Source organism: Candidatus Villigracilis affinis, from assembly GCF_016705895.1.
GTDB lineage: Bacteria > Chloroflexota > Anaerolineae > Anaerolineales > Villigracilaceae > Villigracilis > Villigracilis affinis.
Map to the genome: position 1 here is coordinate 490,372 of NZ_JADJKT010000036.1, position 16,131 is coordinate 506,502.

16 protein-coding genes are annotated in these 16,131 nt (G+C 51.5%); 6 read left to right on the forward strand and 10 right to left on the reverse strand.

The genetic code is table 11. The features are described 5' to 3' along the window. Positions 1 to 38 precede the first annotated feature (38 nt). Positions 39 to 1,469 carry a GGDEF domain-containing protein gene (locus IPI86_RS17505; RefSeq protein WP_345299296.1) on the forward strand — a complete coding sequence of 477 codons (1,431 nt, stop codon included), beginning with the start codon at positions 39 to 41 and terminating at the stop codon, positions 1,467 to 1,469. A 61-nt stretch (positions 1,470 to 1,530) separates the two neighbouring features. Here the strand turns inward: IPI86_RS17505 and add are convergent, their stop codons facing one another. The 9 genes from add to IPI86_RS17550 form a co-directional block, all read right to left on the reverse strand. Next, a complete protein-coding gene (gene add, locus IPI86_RS17510; protein ID WP_345299297.1) occupies positions 1,531 to 2,544 on the reverse strand; it encodes an adenosine deaminase in 1,014 nt (337 codons plus the stop codon). Positions 2,545 to 2,587: 43 nt separating this feature from the next. Further along, entirely contained in the window at positions 2,588 to 3,835 is a 1,248-nt protein-coding gene (locus IPI86_RS17515; protein ID WP_345299298.1) for a Zn-dependent hydrolase, read from the reverse strand. 106 nt (positions 3,836 to 3,941) lie between these two features. Continuing rightward, a complete protein-coding gene (locus IPI86_RS17520) occupies positions 3,942 to 4,385 on the reverse strand; it encodes an Hsp20/alpha crystallin family protein (protein WP_345299299.1) in 444 nt (147 codons plus the stop codon). 225 nt (positions 4,386 to 4,610) lie between these two features. Next, positions 4,611 to 5,330 (reverse strand): response regulator transcription factor, encoded by a 720-nt coding sequence (locus IPI86_RS17525; protein WP_345299300.1) that lies wholly within the window; start codon positions 5,328 to 5,330, stop codon positions 4,611 to 4,613. Between the two features lie 5 nt (positions 5,331 to 5,335). After that, complete coding sequence (locus tag IPI86_RS17530) at positions 5,336 to 5,578, reverse strand: hypothetical protein (protein WP_345299301.1); 243 nt, start codon at positions 5,576 to 5,578, stop codon at positions 5,336 to 5,338. Positions 5,579 to 5,593: 15 nt separating this feature from the next. Beyond that, positions 5,594 to 6,112, reverse strand: coding sequence for an FHA domain-containing protein (locus IPI86_RS17535; protein WP_345299302.1), 519 nt, complete (start codon positions 6,110 to 6,112; stop codon positions 5,594 to 5,596). Then, complete coding sequence (locus tag IPI86_RS17540; protein WP_345299303.1) at positions 6,109 to 7,590, reverse strand: VWA domain-containing protein; 1,482 nt, start codon at positions 7,588 to 7,590, stop codon at positions 6,109 to 6,111. The genes IPI86_RS17535 and IPI86_RS17540 overlap by 4 nt, the downstream gene beginning before the upstream one ends. A gap of 2 nt (positions 7,591 to 7,592) precedes the next feature. Further along, positions 7,593 to 8,438, reverse strand: a complete 846-nt coding sequence (locus tag IPI86_RS17545) for a protein phosphatase 2C domain-containing protein (RefSeq protein WP_345299304.1) — start codon at positions 8,436 to 8,438, stop codon at positions 7,593 to 7,595. A gap of 84 nt (positions 8,439 to 8,522) precedes the next feature. Continuing rightward, a complete protein-coding gene (locus tag IPI86_RS17550) occupies positions 8,523 to 10,319 on the reverse strand; it encodes a serine/threonine-protein kinase (protein WP_345299305.1) in 1,797 nt (598 codons plus the stop codon). A gap of 225 nt (positions 10,320 to 10,544) precedes the next feature. On the opposite strand from IPI86_RS17550, the gene IPI86_RS17555 reads away from it, so the two are divergent. The 5 genes from IPI86_RS17555 (at position 10,545) to IPI86_RS17575 (ending at position 14,883) form a co-directional block, all read left to right on the forward strand. Next, positions 10,545 to 11,171 (forward strand): metallophosphoesterase, encoded by a 627-nt coding sequence (locus IPI86_RS17555; RefSeq protein ID WP_345299306.1) that lies wholly within the window; start codon positions 10,545 to 10,547, stop codon positions 11,169 to 11,171. A gap of 2 nt (positions 11,172 to 11,173) precedes the next feature. After that, on the forward strand, positions 11,174 to 12,028 hold the full coding sequence (locus tag IPI86_RS17560) for a hypothetical protein (RefSeq protein WP_345299307.1): 855 nt from the start codon (positions 11,174 to 11,176) through the stop codon (positions 12,026 to 12,028). A gap of 3 nt (positions 12,029 to 12,031) precedes the next feature. Next, positions 12,032 to 12,958 carry a dihydrodipicolinate synthase family protein gene (locus IPI86_RS17565; protein ID WP_345299308.1) on the forward strand — a complete coding sequence of 309 codons (927 nt, stop codon included), beginning with the start codon at positions 12,032 to 12,034 and terminating at the stop codon, positions 12,956 to 12,958. Between the two features lie 63 nt (positions 12,959 to 13,021). Next, entirely contained in the window at positions 13,022 to 13,834 is an 813-nt protein-coding gene (locus tag IPI86_RS17570; protein WP_345299309.1) for a lipoate--protein ligase family protein, read from the forward strand. Continuing rightward, on the forward strand, positions 13,831 to 14,883 hold the full coding sequence (locus tag IPI86_RS17575; RefSeq protein ID WP_345299310.1) for a saccharopine dehydrogenase NADP-binding domain-containing protein: 1,053 nt from the start codon (positions 13,831 to 13,833) through the stop codon (positions 14,881 to 14,883). The genes IPI86_RS17570 and IPI86_RS17575 overlap by 4 nt, the downstream gene beginning before the upstream one ends. Positions 14,884 to 14,965: 82 nt before the next feature. Here the strand turns inward: IPI86_RS17575 and ftsZ are convergent, their stop codons facing one another. Further along, positions 14,966 to 16,129: a cell division protein FtsZ gene (ftsZ, locus tag IPI86_RS17580; protein ID WP_345299311.1), complete on the reverse strand. Its 1,164-nt coding sequence runs from the start codon at positions 16,127 to 16,129 to the stop codon at positions 14,966 to 14,968. Positions 16,130 to 16,131: the final 2 nt, after the last annotated feature.

The following is a 16,131-nucleotide window of genomic DNA, read 5'->3' on the forward strand; positions in this document are numbered from 1 at the left end:
TTTCTTTTGTATAATCAAGTCATCCACAGGAGGCTGCCATGCCAATTCAGGTCGAACATTATAAAAGTCTGTTCGAGTACGCGCCAATCTCATTATGGGAGGAGGACTACAGCGGAATCAAGCTGTTCTTTGACCAATTGCGCGAGCGCGGCGTGATAGACCTGAATGAGCACCTCACCCGCCACCCCGAGGATGTGGAAGCCTGCATGACCAGGATCAAGGTCACGCGCGTGAACCTCAAGACACTGGAGATGTTCGGCGCAAGCTCGGTGGAGGAACTGACCGAAAACCTCGGCAAGATCTTCCGCGATGAAATGCGGCACCACTTTCACACCGAATTGCTGGCACTTTGGAACGGCGACACCAGCTGGTCGGGTGAAGGCATCAACTACACCCTGCAAAACGAACCGCTCAACATCCGTCTGCGCTGGCAGATCCTGCCGGAATGCTGCGAGATGTGGGAATGTGTAATGGTCGCCATCGAAGATATCACCCTGCTCAAAAAGGCGGAAAAGCGCTTTCAAAACCTGTTCACATATGCACCCATCTCGCTTTGGGAGGAGGATTATCGCGGCATCCGCGAGATGTTCGACACGCTGCGCGCACAGGGAATCACCGATCTAAAAACGCATCTCCTTCGGAACCCGGAGCTGGTCAACCAATTTATGAGCAAGATCGCCGTTACAGATGTCAACCTGAAAACGCTCGAACTCTACGGAGCAGAATCAAAGGATGCCTTGCTCTCCAATCTTGACCGTGTCTTTCGTGATGAAATGGGAAAGCACTTCATCGGCGAATTGCTCGACATGTGGAGCGGAAAGACCATATACGATCACGAAGGCATCAATTATTCCCTATCCGGCGAACCGTTCAACATCCACCTCGATTGGCGGCTCATGCCCGGGCACGAGGAGGATTTCTCATGGGTGTTGGTCGCCATTCAGGATATTACCGCGCGCAAAAAAGCGGAAGATTACATGCGCTACCTCGGCACCCACGATGTGATGACCGGGCTGTATAACCGAGCCTTTTTCGAAGATGAAATCTTACAGCTTGCTGCCCACGGAAGCGAAGTCAGTTTTGTGATGATCGATCTCGACGGACTGAAACAAATCAACGATACCCTCGGGCATCAGGCAGGAGACAACCTGATACGCCGCGCCGCCGAGGTGCTAAAAACCGCATTCACAGACAAGGCCACCGTCGCACGCATCGGCGGCGATGAATTTGTCGCCATCTTGAAAAACCAGGAATCCCCGCAGGAATTCATTGATCGCATGCCCGCTTTGATCGCCCTTAACAATCGCTACTATCAGGGTCCGGAGCTAAGATTCTCAATGGGCAGTGCAACCCGCAAAACGAACGAGGCACTTGAAAAGACTCTTATCCGCGCTGATGAAGCAATGTATCGAAACAAGGAAAGTCGCTACAGAAATAATCCCGCTCATGAAAGACGAAGAGAAGAATAGCCAAATAAAAACAGGTCAGGCGCAAAGCCTGACCTGTTTTTATTTTCCTTGCGTACCAATTCTACAAAAAATATTTCTGCCAAATCCTTTGCTTGACCTTTTCATCGACAAAAGAAGATTCAAACGCAAAACGATTGCAAGTCGCAATATCATCCATGCTCATGCCGAGGATTTCATGAGCAATTCGATATTCGTTGTTGACATTCGTCTCCAACACTTCGGGGTCATCCGAATTAATGGTTACACGCACGCCTAAATCAAACAACTTCTTGAGCGGATGCTCTTCAATCGTCCGCACTGAATTCGTCAGGTAATTGCTCCACGGGTTGACTTCGAGCGTGATGCCACGCTCTTTGATGAGATCAACTACTTTCATGTCTTCGATGCTGTGAATGCCATGACCGATGCGGTCAGGCTGAAACGCGTGGATCGTATCCCACACCGCCGAAGCAGGCGTATCTTCTCCTGAATGAATCGTTACCTTCAACCCTGCTTCTTTCGCCTTCAGAATTGGCTTCACAAAATCACTCATCGGGTAAAGCAACTCCCCATCAGCAAGATCCACAGCATGGATATTTTCTTTATGGCGGATCGCCCAGTCCACGGTTTTGACACACGACTCCGCGCCCATGCCGCGTGAGGTGATGGCGATGATGCCGATGGCCATATCAAATTCTTTTTCGGCGCGATCTTTAGCGCGAATCAAGCCTTCGAGACAGGCATCCCAATCCAAATCGTGACCATGAAAAGCCCAATCGGGAGAAAAGCGCACTTCGAATAGTTTTATATTCTGCTTCGCGCAATCCTCAAACAACTCCCAGCTGATCCGCTCGAAAATAGCAGGCGAAGTAATGCTGTTTTGGAAAATTCCAAAAGCCTCCAACACCGCCTCCAAATCACGCAACTGGTCGAACACTTTCACATGTGTATCCAATTCGCGGACATCATACGAAGGCAGTTTTAAATTATATTCACGCGCAATGTCAATGATCGTCTGCGTGCGGATCGCGCCTTCAAGATGGCAATGAATTTCGGTTTTGGGAATGTTATTGTATTTTGGGTCGAAGTTTTTCATGAGATCTATCTCTTTTTTACAAATAAATACCGTCAAGCCTATTTTACCCTGCCGCCAGCCGCAACACCGTCTGCAACAACACATTCGCACCGTTCACACAATCTTCCCACTTGGTGAATTCGCGCGGCGCATGGCTGGCGCCATCCACCGAGGGGACGAAGATCATGCCGATCGGGCAAACATCCACCAGCGATTGCGCATCGTGGATCGCGCCTGAAGCCAGCACCGTGCTTGATAATTTCAAATCATCACATGAATTCTTGAAAGCCTCTTGAATCTCCGTGCTCATCAAATTCGGCAGGTGCTTTCCGAGCGGCTCTGCGATCAATTGCAAACCAAATTGTTCGGCCTTTTCTTTCGCAAGGGTCATCAAAGTCGCATCCAATTTTGCGAGTTGATCTTCATCAGGTGAACGAAATTCAAGCAGAAAATCTGCGCGGGCGGGTACGATATTCGAAGCGCCGGGCGCAAACTCGATCTTACCTACATTTGCAACGCAATTCGGAAAATCGCGCATCACGGTTTCACGTGCCGCCAAAATAAAAGCGGCGACGCCCTGCCCCGCATCCCGCCGATCTTCCATCGTCGTCGAACCTGCATGGTCGGCGCGGCCAACATAACTCATGCGATACGATCCATAGCCCACGATCGCCGAGACAATGCCAATGTCAATCTTCGCACGTTCCAGCCGCTTGCCCTGCTCAATGTGCAATTCCAAATATCCCGCCAAAGATTCCTTTGCGCGTTTCGCTTGAAACAGCCCGTCTTCGGTCAAGCCAGAACGCGCCAATCCTGCCGTGAAATTTTCACGCCCGCTGTATGGATTTTTCAAATCTTCTGGATGAAGATGCCCGGACAGGGCACTGCTCCCAAACAGACTCAAATGTGTGCCTTCTTCGTCTGTAAAGTCAATCGCTTCGAGATTTAACCGCAAGTTGATCCCGCTTTCTTTGACAGTTCTCAACACTTCGAGAGCCGCCATCACGCCAAGCGCGCCGTCGAATCGTCCGCCTTTGGGGACAGAGTCGAGATGCGAACCTAACAACAAGGTTGGCGCGTTTGAATGTTTACAGGTTAAAACAGCGGAATGATTCCCCGCGCCATCAGTGCGAAATTCCAAGCCAGAGGCTTCGATCTGTTCTCGAAACCATTTGCGCGCAGCAAGATGCGCTTCACTGAATGTGGGCCGATTGACACCGCCGTCACCCGTCGCGCCGATCAAAGCCAGTTGGTTAAACGTATCCAGCATACGGTCGGGGTTGATGCGTAAAGATGAAAAAGAGTCAGTCATGTGGATGAGTCTCCTATCCATTAATCATAACGCGTAAAGTACGTCTCACCCATTAAAGCAAAACAGGAGTCGATTCTGCTCGACTCCTGTTTTGGGTTGGCGGTGGTTACTTCGCCTTAATCGAGATGGTCTTGGGTTTGGCTTCTTCAGCTTTGGGAATTGTGATGGTGAGGATGCCGTTTTCGAAATCGGCTTTGGCCTTGTCGGCGACGACCTCAGTGGGAAGAATGACCGAACGCTCGAACATGCCCCAGCGCTGTTCGCGCAGATGGTAGGCTTTTTCCTTCACTTCTTCCTTCTGCTTGATCTCACCCTTGATGGTGAGCACTTCGCCTGTGACATTGAGCTGCACGTCTTCGGCCTTCATGCCAGGCAGGGCGGCCTTGACCACGACCTCGTTATCGGTCTGGTACATATCCACTGCAGGCACAGCCCAGCCATTGCCAGCCATGCTGAGCGGACGGGTGAAGGCGTCGTCGAAGAGGCGATCCATGGCCTCTCGCAGCGTCATCATTTCACGGGCGGGTTCCCAACGAATTAAATTGGACATAGGTACCTCCTTCAGGTTTGGTTGGTTTTACCGTACGCCCTTAATTTAAAACGCTTGCGTTAAAAAAACGCAAGCGTTTTGTATTCGTTTTATTAGAGATTTTACACAGTCAGAAATGTGACCAGTGAAACAATGCCGTAAACGATACCGAAGCAAAGGATGCAGATGGCGATCATTTTGGCGATGGTGATGAGCTTATTGTCAGGCTTTTGTTCGGACATGCGATTACTCTTTACCGCGCTTGTAATCTACAAAACGGTAACCTACACCGCGCTCGGTGAGGATGTACTTGGGGTCGGCGGGATCCTTCTCAAGTTTCTGGCGCAGGTAGTTGATATACAGGCGGACATAGTGAGGCTCATCTCGATACTCATAGCCCCAAACTTTTTGAAGCAGCTGGTCATGCGAAACGACCCAGCCTGCATTTTGAACAAGGTGGAAAAGCAGGCGGTATTCAGTGGGGCGAAGTTTGACGAGCTTGCCTTCCAGCCAGATCTCACGGCGGTCGAAATCGATCTTGAGGCGTTTGTCGATTTCGAGCAGTCCGTGCATTGAGCCAGTGGCGCCTTCGGTGCGACGCAAAACGGCTTTGACACGGCTGACCAATTCACGCGGGCTGAACGGCTTGGTCACATAATCATCCGCGCCGCCTTCGAGGCCGCGCACGCGGTCGTCTTCTTCGCCTTTGGCGGTTAGCATGATGACGGGTACGGTTGTGATCTCCCGAATAGTTTCAAGTACTTCAAATCCATCCAGATCGGGCATCATCACATCGAGCAGAATGAGGTCAGGCGTAACATCGCGCAGTTTTTGAATGGCCTGTTTGCCGTTGAAGGCTTCGCTGACCTGAAAACCATCATGCTCAAGATTCATGCGGATGAAGCGCACCATGCGCTCTTCGTCATCCACAACAAGAATACGACGGCGTTCCAAAGAATCGGACATATTCCTTATTCCCTCACGAAGCTAATGATCTTCTCTTCACCGGTGCCTTCGAGTATCTCGATAAAGTTCAATTTGGTAAGCGGCCAGATGACCTTGGTGACATTGCTATCAAGATAATGCAGATCCTTGCCGTCCTTCTGGCGCGGATTCGTCACCAGGATGATCGTATCTGTAGGTTTTGGGAGCTCTTCAATCTCCCCTGCCACGGAAGTCTCTCCTGAAATATGAATAATCACTGTATAAGCCATATCGATCTCGCTTTCCTAATTACTCTTGACCAGTATCTGCAGTTTTAATTTTCCAAGCGCGACAATATCGCCGTGATTGAGGATCTGTTCAACGTTCGGAGTGAGACGTTTGCCATTGATATAGGTGCCGTTGGCAGAGCCGAGGTCAATGAAGATGATGCGTCCAGCCTCGCGCTTGATCACCGCGTGTAAACGCGATACTCCCGCGGCGTAAGCCTGATAGGGCGAAAGGTCAATATCGGGCATGATGGGCTGGCCTTCGCTGATGCGTCCCATGGTAAATTCGTTTTTCGTGGAAAGCGGAAGGACCTGCCCGGTATCAAGCAAATGCAGGCTTCCCCATGCATCGCTGCCATCAAAGGGCTGATAGGAATCGCTCCCGGGTCTGGGTTTTTCCTCTCTGGCCTTCTCGAATTGTTTTGTCGAGATGTTCTGGGTAATGAGGGTATCTTTACCGACCAGTTGCGAGCCGCATTCCGCGCAGAACATCGCCCCATCCATGTTTGTATTTTTACAATTGGAGCAGATAATCATTTTACTTTCTCCTTTGAACCGCCCATGAGGAGCGCACGGGTGTGATATTTAATATCCTTGGTTCCGCTGGCACTCCAGGCATGCATCTTTTCAAGATTCTCAGCTTCAAACAGGGCGGTTTTGGCAAGCGAGTTCTCACCTTTTGAAAGAAGGTGGGTCGCCAGGTTATGTAGGTGACGCGCCGCTTCATCAAACTGACCGGCATCTGCAGCACTGCGAGCCCGCTCCTGCATGCGGTATAAGGTAAGGCGGGAAAGTGCGCTCAGAATACGGGTGGGAGGTGGCTCAGCGGAAGGATTGGCGTGGACTTCACGCTTAAGATTTACACGAATGGGAGGAACCGGCGTAGGGCGCGCAGCGATAGACAACTTCAGCGTGCCATTCAATACAGAAACATCATCTTCCTTCAAGGCTGAAGGATCGACAATAAATTCGATCAGCACATGCAGCGGAGTATCGCGCAGGATCGGACCGAGCTTCATCGGAGATTCAATGGCAATGGAGCCGCCTTCCGGTTGAAGCCGAAACACATAACTGATCTTGATACCTTCCCGTGCTTTGAAATCAAGGAGGACTTCATCCGCATAGGTGCTGATAAGAGCGTTGAATTTATCGATCAGCAGATGCTGAATGTCCTTGGGTTTGGAAATATATGCGGAAGAGCCGCCCGTTTTGCTGGCGAGGGCGTCGAGGAAAATATCATTCCATTCATGGCCAATGCCCATGCCGGTAATGCCAATATTCTGGGCTGCGGCTTCCTCGGCAAGTTTCAAGCAATCCAGTTCATCACCGTAGGTCTGGCCATCGGTAAGCAGGATAATATGATTCACACGCGAAGGGTCAACGGTCCGTCGGACTTCCTCCAAGCCAGCTTTCAGCCCCTGGAAAATTTCAGTCGCACCCGATGATTGCATCATCTGAATGCGACCTTCCTGTTTCTTTTTATCTGCATTCAATGCGGCGGGGATGATCACTTCAGCACGATCACTGAAAGCCACCACACTGAAGACATCTTCCTGCCGCAGGCTGCGCAGCAATTGAATGGCAGTGGCCTTCACCATGTCCATCTTGTCGCCTTGCATGGAAGTGGAACGATCCAGCACAAGGCAGATGTTGAGCGGAGGAGTGGGCAGGCTTTCCTTTTCCTCACGCGGACTGACTTCGAGGAGGGCATAAAGCAATTGCGGCTCACCCAACTTTACGAGATTTGGGCGGCTAAAGGTCACTTCATGCTTTACAACAGTGCTGAAGTTGAGGTCCGGGGGGAGGGTGGCGTCGTATAAATTTTTTCGCTTGGGATTCGAGAGGACTTCGTAGGCTTGTTGTATCTCGAGAAAAAGCTCGGTTTCACCAGCAGCCACATTCTTATCCGGATGTAATCGCTGGGCTGCTTCAAAATAAGCGTGCTTTATCTCCTCTGATGAGGCATCGCGAAAAACACCCAACGTGGCGTAATGATCCGGCTTGTTGGAGGCCATGATTATCCAACCATTTGAACGAGGATCACTGTAATATTATCGGGACCACCGGCTAAATTGGCTGCTTCAACCATGTTCTGACAGGCACGGTGGAGATTTGGCGCTTCGGCAATCGAGCGATAGATATCTTTTTCGCTGATAACACCCCAAAGACCATCGCTGCAGATCATGAGATAACCAGCCTGCGGAAATGGAACCGTGAAGACATCGGCTTCAAGGGATTCGCCCTGGCCCAACGCGCGGATCAATACGTTGCGATGGGGGAAATTGGCGGCTTCATCCTTGCTGAGGTGTCCGAGCTCTTCCAGTCGCTTGACCAGTGAATGGTCGCGTGTGATCGGCTCGATCCTTCCATCCGGATAAATGGAATAAGCACGACTATCCCCCACATGCGCGATTGTCACCTGCTGACCGAGAACCAGCGCGGCGGTAACTGTGGTGCCACTGCCCGGCGCTTCCTTCTGAACGTATTGATGGGCTTCCATAACCGACGATTCCATCACCTCTTGCAGAGACTCTTGAAGGGCCTGAGTCGGCAGGTTGTAAAGATAGGAATGGAATTTTTTGGTAATGTTGCCACCCATAATGCGAACGGCGGCATTGCTTGCCACCTCACCGAACTGATGCCCGCCCATGCCGTCGGCCACGATGTACAACCCAAAGGGGATGCTTTCCGTGCTTCCGGAAATGGTGGATGTGATCGCGAGCAAACTATCTTCGTTATGCTCACGCTGCTTCCCTACAGACTGGCCCACACTGGCGATAACCTGTTTCGTTTCATACTTCACATATTGGTTCGCAATAATGGAGTTGATCTGCTGGTCTGAAAGCGGCGCAGTTGTGGCCATATCTACCTGCTTTGGTTTCGCAGGTTCCTCAGTTGTTTTTGTACCAAATAGTTTTCGAAAAAAATCAGCCACGAGAGACTCCTTTTAGGCAAACAGTGCGTAAACTTGGTGGTCTGTAGAACCAAAATAAACAATATCATCGAACACGACCGGTGAACCTGTAATAGCGGCCTGTGTTTCGAACTTCCAGCGCAAACGGCCAGTGCGGTATTCCAGGCAATACAAACTTCCATCGATGGAGCCGCAGTACAGGGAATCTTTGTATATCACGGGCGAGCCGCTCACCTGGTTTTCAGTATGGAAACGCCATACTTCCTTGGCGTTCCGTGTATCAACACAATAGATGAAGCCGTCAGCCGCACCGACGAAGATGAAATCATCTGCAAGCGACGGGGAGGAGATGGATCCCTTGCCCATGCGGAATTTCCAGATCGGCCAGCCGTTCTTTGAATCTAGCGCGTACAGGGTGCCATCCACAGACGAAAAATAAACGGCCTGTCCCTTGATGATCGGAGAGGATGTGACCGCGCGCTTGCTTTGAAAACGCCACTTCTGTTCACCGCGGAAATCAATAGCATAAAAACCGCCAGACTCGGTGCCGAAAAATATCATTTCATTTGCCACTAGCGGTGTGGAATGGATCGGCGCATCTGTGGCAAATTTCCATTTTGCGCGGCCACTGGTAACGTTGACCGCGTGCATATCCTGGTCATCTGAGCCGAAGAAGATATGTCCATCCGCAATACGCGGCGAGGAATAAATCTCACCTTCGGTGTAATACGTCCAAACCACCTTGCCACTGCGCACACTGACCACATGCAAACGATGATCCTCTGAACCAAAGATCACATTATTATCATAGATGGTCGGACGGGCAACGATGCCGCCCTCTGTGGCATACTTCCATTGAAATTGACCGTCGGCTGCGTTCAAGGCATACAGATTGTTATCGTAACAGCCGATGAACAGCATGCCCTGATGCAAAGCGGGCGTGCCGCGAATCTCATCTTCGCACTTGAACGTCCAGAGCGGTTTAACTCCACCGCTGGAAACCGGCAAAGCAGCAGCAACCTTGTCCAACGTTCCCGTCTTGCGGGCAACATTCAGCAAAGCATCTTTCATGGCGGCTGTGCTGGAGAAGCGGTCATTCGGATTATATTGCAACGCCGTATTTACCACGGCTTCAAATTCCATTGAAACATTGGGGTTAATACGGCGGATGGGGCGCTCTGCAAAAGAGAAAGGCGGCTCAAGGCGCGGGTCGCGTCTCGTAATAGCATGATGCAGGGTGGCGCCAAGGGAATAGATATCTGCCAACGGGGTGGCTTCGCCACGATATTGCTCGGGCGGTGAATATCCTTCGGTGCCGATCATGGTCCCTTTTTGCCCGGACTGGAAAGTCTTGGCAATGCCGAAATCTACAAGCACCACATCCCCATTGTGATTGATCATCACGTTGGAAGGCTTCATATCGCGGAAGATGATCGGGTCTGGCTTGTGACCGTGGATGTAGTTCAGCACATCACAAAGTTGAACCGCCCAACTGATCACCTGATCTTCCGGCAGGAAACCATTTGAATCACCGATAACCGCTTCAAGGTCCTTACCGTGGATAAATTCCAGGACAAGGTAGGAGCGATCATCCAGGGAAAAGTAATCGTAAATACGGGGGATGGCGGGATGATTAAGTGTGGCAAGCAAATTTGCTTCGCGCTCGAAATTTTGCACAATGGTTTGGCGCACAAGCGGATCTGGCGCGCTGTTGATCATTTCCTTCACAGCCACCAGCTTGACCACGTTTGGAAAATGCAGGTCACGGGCGCGATAAACAGATCCCATACCTCCCACACCGATTACATCCTGGATATTGTAACGATCCACGAGTGTAATGCCAGATTGTATCTGCTGGCGGGAGGCGGAATTACTGCCTGAATCTGACCCAATGGGAGAGGTGATATTTCTGGTTTCCAGAGAAGACTCCTGCGTTCATCCTGCGAATTCTTTGATTATAGTGTGTGGTTAATGGAATTGCAAATGCCGGAAATTGCAATTTCGTCGGTAAACTGGCTTGCGGGGAAATGCTTTCTACGGCAAAATGTAGAAGTTATGAAAATCCTCGCAGTAAGTGACCAGGCTCTTGATCGCATCTACACACTCTCAGCCAGCGGCCACTTTCGAGATGTGGAATTGATCCTCGGCTGCGGGGATATGCCCTTCGAATATCTGGAATATCTCGTCACCATGCTGAACGTGCCGATGTTCTACGTGCCGGGCAATCACGACCCGCGGCATGACCCGCGCCAGAATCCCCTGCGCCCCGAAGGCGGCATCAACCTGGACCTGGAAACTGCGCGCCACAACAAGTTCCTGATCGGCGGCTTTGGCGGAAGCATCCGATACCGGCCCGATGGCATAAATCAATACAGCCAAACGGACGCCTACTATCGGGCAATGCTCATGCTGCCCCGCCTGCTGCTTAACCGCCTCCAATACGGCCGCGCACTGGATATCCTCATCAGCCATTCGCCCCCCTTCGGCATCCATGACGATTCAGATCCAGCCCATCAGGGGTTGAAGGCCTTGAACTGGCTGATCCGCATTGCAAAGCCGCGTTATCATTTTCACGGCCATACCCATGTATACAAAAGAAACCTTGAGAACGTTGAAGCCAACTTTGGTCTTACAAAGATTATTAATGTTTATCCCTACAAAACCATAGAAGTGAGCCATTAACCATGTCTGACGAATTAAATTCCCGAGTGCGTGCCGATTTTAGCAAGGCACGTTTCAAATCCTTTATCAACCAGGCTATTGCCGTCCTGAAGGGACAGCGCCCCACCACCCTGCTCTCCTACGACGATGTCAAGGAGAAACTGCACATCGGCGGTCCCATTTATCGGGGAGTTAAAACCATTCGTGTGGAGCAGATCGCGGGTAGTTTGAATCGTTATCATGAATTCGACCGCGCCTTCCTTCCGCGTGAAGATCAGCTTGCCAACCGCTGGCAAAAGGTCGACCGCGCTTTTTATCAGGATGTAAATCTCCCGCCTGTCGTTCTTTATAAAGTAGGCGAAGTGTATTTCGTTGTCGATGGGCATCACCGTGTTTCTGTGGCGCGCGAACAGGGGCAGGAATTTATCGAGGCTGAGATCCGCGAATGTGCCACCCGCGTGAACATTACGCCGAACATCCAGCCCGAAGACCTCGAAATCCTCGGCACCAAAGTGCGTTTCCTCGAACGTTCATCGCTTGATCACATCCGCCCGGATGCGAATATCAAGCTGACCATCCCTGATGGCTTTGAGCGCATGCTCGAACACATCGCCGTTCATCGTTATTTCATGGGGATCGATCTGCAACGCGATGTCACTGATGAGGAAGCTGTGGCACATTGGTATGATACAGTGTATCTGCCGATCATCGAGGTCGTTCGCAAGAGCGACATTCTGAAGAATTTCCCCGATAAGACCGAGGGCGACCTTTATTTATGGACATTGGATCATCAGCACTATTTGTCCAAGGAAAAGGGACAGCCGTTGCTGCCGCCCGAGGAAGCTGCGCAAAAATTTGTCAAGAAGAAAAAGAAATAATCCATGACTGACTTACACCCACTTGCAGGAGTCTACGCTGCGGCAGTAACTCCCCTTCTCGAAGCACCTCCCAAAGGGAGTAAACACGATTCATCGCTGGACCTTGAAGCGGTTCCTGCTCTTTTGCGTTATCTCGCCGCCAGCGGATGCCACGGCGCGTTGCTCTTCGGCACCACTGGCGAAGGCCCGTCCTTCTCGCCAAAGGAGCGTGAAGTATTGCTGCGTTCCGTACGCGTGTATCGTCATCAGTTGCCTGGATTCAAATTGCTGGCAGGTACAGGCACGCCCAGCCTTTCCGAATCGATCGAATTGACCAAGCTCGCCTTCGATCTCGGTTATGACGGTGTGGTGGTTCTGCCTCCGTATTACTTCCGCAAAGCCACTGACGAAGGTTTGTTCAAATGGTTCAGTGAGTTGATCACCAAAGCCGTGCCAGCCAATAAATATTTACTTGGCTATCACATCCCCAGTGCTGCGGGCATTGGATTCTCACTTGACTTGATCGCCCGTTTGAAGGATGCGTTCCCAAATCAATTTGCAGGCATCAAAGATTCCTCTCACGATGAGGCTTTTTCAGCGGCAGTTGGTCAACGCTTTGGCAAAGACCTACTCGTGCTCAACGGCACGGATTCGCACTTCCATCACGCATTGAAGAATCACGCACAGGGCGCCATCACCGCGATGGCGAATTTAATTGGAAATGATTTGCGCGACATTTGGGATTTGTATAACGAAGGCAAAGACCCGTCTGAAATTCAGGCGCGGGTTGCAAAACAAAGGCATGCCCTCGAAAAATACACTCCCTTCCCACCCACATTGAAGGCGCTGTTGCATAAACTGCACGACATGCCGCGCTGGACCGTCCGCCCGCCGTTGGAATCAATTTCACCCGAACTTGAAGATCAAATATTGCAAGAGTTTGAAAGTTAGCAAGTTGAAATGTTTACAAGTTTCAACCACCCGACTTTCAAACTTTTCAACCTTTAAACCCAAATGAACTGGCGTCTCCTTTACACTCCCCCATCCAGCGGCGCGTGGAACATGGCCGTGGACGAATCCATTCTTGAACATATCCATCGCGGAGAATCGCTGCCTACGCTGCGGTTGTATTCGTGGGATCCGCCGTGCCTGTCTTTGGGCCACGCGCAATCCTTTGCAGATGTGGATGTGGAACGATTGAAGGCGAACGGCTGGGAAGTCGTCCGCCGTGTGACGGGAGGGCGGGCCATTTTGCACACTGATGAATTGACTTACTCAGTCACTGGCAGTGCAGATGAACCCGTGCTGGCAGGCGGCGTTCTGGAATCCTATAACCGTCTCGCGCAGGCTTTGTTATTCGCCATCCGCGAGTTGGGGCTGCCTGTTGAAATCAAGGAACATATCTCTGAACCTGCAACCTTAAACCTTAACCCCGTCTGCTTTGAAGTGCCGTCCACGTATGAAATCACTGTGGAAGGAAAAAAGCTCATCGGTTCGGCGCAGGCTCGAAAAAAGGAAGGCGTACTGCAACATGGCTCGCTTCCTCTTACGGGAGATCTGACTCGTATTTGTCAGGCATTAGTCTTCAGGGATGAAGCTGCGCGAGAAAATGCGGCTCAACGATTGCTGGCACGAGCGACGACTGTCGAATCCACTTTAGGCGTGAAAACTGATTGGGAAACAGCAGCCCAAGCCCTCGTTAAAGGGTTTGAAACGCAGTTGGGAATCCGCTTTCAGCGCGGGGAAATGTCTACATCCGAATCCGAAAGAGCGGAAGAACTCGTCCGTGAAAAATATGCACACCCATCATGGACGGAGAGGTCATGAAAAAATTTCTGATTTACGGATCGTATGGGTATACTGGAAGTTTGATCGTTGAACAGGCTGTTAAAGAGGGAATGCGGCCATTGCTTGCGGGGCGTGATGAAAGATTGTTGCAAGCGCAGGCTGAAAAATTCGGTCTGGAATATCGTGCGTTTTCAATTGATGATACAGCCGCGCTTGACTCGGCTTTGCGGGAAGTGGATGCAGTGCTGCATTGCGCAGGCCCGTTCGTGTTGACGTATCGCCAGATGGCGGAGGCATGTATCCGCACGAAACGGCATTATGTAGATATCAGCGGCGAGATCGAAGGGTTTGAAGCGCTGGCCGCGATGGATGAAGAAGCAAAACGTGCAGGCATTATGCTGCTGCCCGGCGGCGGCTTTGACGTGGTGCCATCGGATTGTTTGATCGCGCATGTTGCGAAAAAACTTGAAAGCGCGACCCATCTTGAAATTTACATCAAAAGTATTGGCAGCGGAGTCTCACGCGGCACGGCCCGTTCTGGCATCGAGAATATGCAGCGGCAGGGACGTATCCGCCGCGATGGAAAGATCGTCTCCGTTCCAAATGTGTGGGGCAGCAAGCAGGTGGATTTTGGGCGCGGGCCTTCGCGCGTGGTTTCGGTCGGCTGGGGTGATGTGAGCACGGCGTATCACAGCACGGGCATCCCGAATGTGACGGCGTATATGGGCTTCCCCGCTGCGATGGTCAATGGGATGCGCCTCACGCGTTATTTTGGATTCTTGTTGTACAACCGCACCGCAAAAGATTTCATCAAATGGCTGATCGGAATTTTTCTCAAGACAGGTCCTTCACGCAACCAAAACGAAAATGGATTCAGTCTGATGATCGCCGAAGCAACAGACGGAAAACAAACGGTCCGCGCGAAGTTGCGCACACCCGAAGCCTATCATCTGACCGCGTTGACGGCTGTCGAAATCATGAAACGTATCACTTCTGAAGATTACAAAATTGGTTTTCAAACCCCAAGCAAAGCCTACGGTGCAGATTTCATTTTGCAATTTGCAGGGGTAATGAGAGAAGATTTATAAGTAGACGGGTGCGCTGCATTTATTCTTTTAAACAAAAAGACCCTAAAGGTTTCGAAAACCTTTAGGGTCTCATCTTTATTATTTATCTTCTATTTCTCAAGAAGGTCGGGATATCCAAGTCGTCATTGCTGATGGAAGGCTGTGACGCGGACTTGGATTCGCTCGGGGTTTTGTAATCGGCGCTGACGCTGACCGATTCGCTCGGGCGTGATGTGAACAATGAACCAGCCGAAGCAGCAGGCTTCTCATTGCGGACGGGGCGTTCCAAGGCGCGGCGCGGAACGCTGGTGCGCTCAAAACCGGTCGCGATGACGGTACAGCGGATCTCGTCACCCATTTCAGGATCGATAACCGCACCGAAGATCATGTTGACATCGGGATGCGCGGTTTCGCGAATGATGGCCGCAGCCTGATTGACCTCGAAGAGGGTCATGTTGGAGCCGCCGGTCACGTTGAAGAGCACGCCGCGCGCGCCGTCAATGGTGATATCAAGCAACTGGCTGGAGATGGCCTGCTCGGCGGCGGTCTTGGCGCGTTCATCGCCTGAGCCGCGGCCTACTGCCATCAATGCCGCGCCGCCCTCGGACATGATCGCACGAACATCGGCGAAGTCGAGGTTGATCAAACCAGGAATGGTGATGAGTTCGGAGATGCCTTGAATGCCCTGATGCAGAACTTCATCCGCCATGCGGAAGGCATCCTGCAGGGATGATTTCTTATCTGCAAGTTGGAGCAAACGATCATTCGGGATCGAGATGAGGGTGTGCGCGTGTTCCTTCATCTTGGTCACACCCGCCTCAGCGGACTGGGTGCGCTTTCCGCCTTCAAAGGTGAACGGACGGGTCACAACACCAATGGTGAGTGCGCCGCATTCCTTGGCGACCTGCGCAACAACAGGAGCAGCGCCTGTTCCTGTACCGCCGCCCATGCCAGCCGTGACGAAGACCATGTCCGCACCCTTGAGCACGTTGTAGAGTTCGTCGGAAGATTCTTCCGCGGCTTTGCGGCCGATCTCAGGGTCGCCGCCCGCGCCAAGCCCGCGTGTGAGTTTGTCGCCGAGGCGCACACGGATGGGCGCGCGTGAAAGAGTCAACGCCTGCGCATCGGTATTGCAGGAGATGAATTCAACTCCCTGAATACCTTCTTCCATCATGCGGTTGACTGCGTTCTGACCAGCACCACCAACGCCGATCACTTTGATACGGGCGAAGGCTTCGGTATTTGGATTTCTTTTGTTCGAGTCCATGT

What these genes read in the sequence shown, in the direction of transcription:
- IPI86_RS17540 (WP_345299303.1), bottom strand. Translation starts at nt 7,590, where the DNA reads ATGGCCTCCAACAAGCCGGATCATTACGCCACGTTGGGTGTTTTTCGC.
- IPI86_RS17505 (WP_345299296.1), top strand. Translation starts at nt 39, where the DNA reads ATGCCAATTCAGGTCGAACATTATAAAAGTCTGTTCGAGTACGCGCCA.
- IPI86_RS17555 (WP_345299306.1), top strand. Translation starts at nt 10,545, where the DNA reads ATGAAAATCCTCGCAGTAAGTGACCAGGCTCTTGATCGCATCTACACA.
- add (WP_345299297.1), bottom strand. Translation starts at nt 2,544, where the DNA reads ATGAAAAACTTCGACCCAAAATACAATAACATTCCCAAAACCGAAATT.
- IPI86_RS17525 (WP_345299300.1), bottom strand. Translation starts at nt 5,330, where the DNA reads ATGTCCGATTCTTTGGAACGCCGTCGTATTCTTGTTGTGGATGACGAA.
- IPI86_RS17545 (WP_345299304.1), bottom strand. Translation starts at nt 8,438, where the DNA reads ATGGCCACAACTGCGCCGCTTTCAGACCAGCAGATCAACTCCATTATT.
- IPI86_RS17535 (WP_345299302.1), bottom strand. Translation starts at nt 6,112, where the DNA reads ATGATTATCTGCTCCAATTGTAAAAATACAAACATGGATGGGGCGATG.
- IPI86_RS17515 (WP_345299298.1), bottom strand. Translation starts at nt 3,835, where the DNA reads ATGACTGACTCTTTTTCATCTTTACGCATCAACCCCGACCGTATGCTG.
- IPI86_RS17575 (WP_345299310.1), top strand. Translation starts at nt 13,831, where the DNA reads ATGAAAAAATTTCTGATTTACGGATCGTATGGGTATACTGGAAGTTTG.
- IPI86_RS17565 (WP_345299308.1), top strand. Translation starts at nt 12,032, where the DNA reads ATGACTGACTTACACCCACTTGCAGGAGTCTACGCTGCGGCAGTAACT.
- IPI86_RS17520 (WP_345299299.1), bottom strand. Translation starts at nt 4,385, where the DNA reads ATGTCCAATTTAATTCGTTGGGAACCCGCCCGTGAAATGATGACGCTG.
- IPI86_RS17570 (WP_345299309.1), top strand. Translation starts at nt 13,022, where the DNA reads ATGAACTGGCGTCTCCTTTACACTCCCCCATCCAGCGGCGCGTGGAAC.
- IPI86_RS17560 (WP_345299307.1), top strand. Translation starts at nt 11,174, where the DNA reads ATGTCTGACGAATTAAATTCCCGAGTGCGTGCCGATTTTAGCAAGGCA.
- IPI86_RS17530 (WP_345299301.1), bottom strand. Translation starts at nt 5,578, where the DNA reads ATGGCTTATACAGTGATTATTCATATTTCAGGAGAGACTTCCGTGGCA.
- ftsZ (WP_345299311.1), bottom strand. Translation starts at nt 16,129, where the DNA reads ATGGACTCGAACAAAAGAAATCCAAATACCGAAGCCTTCGCCCGTATC.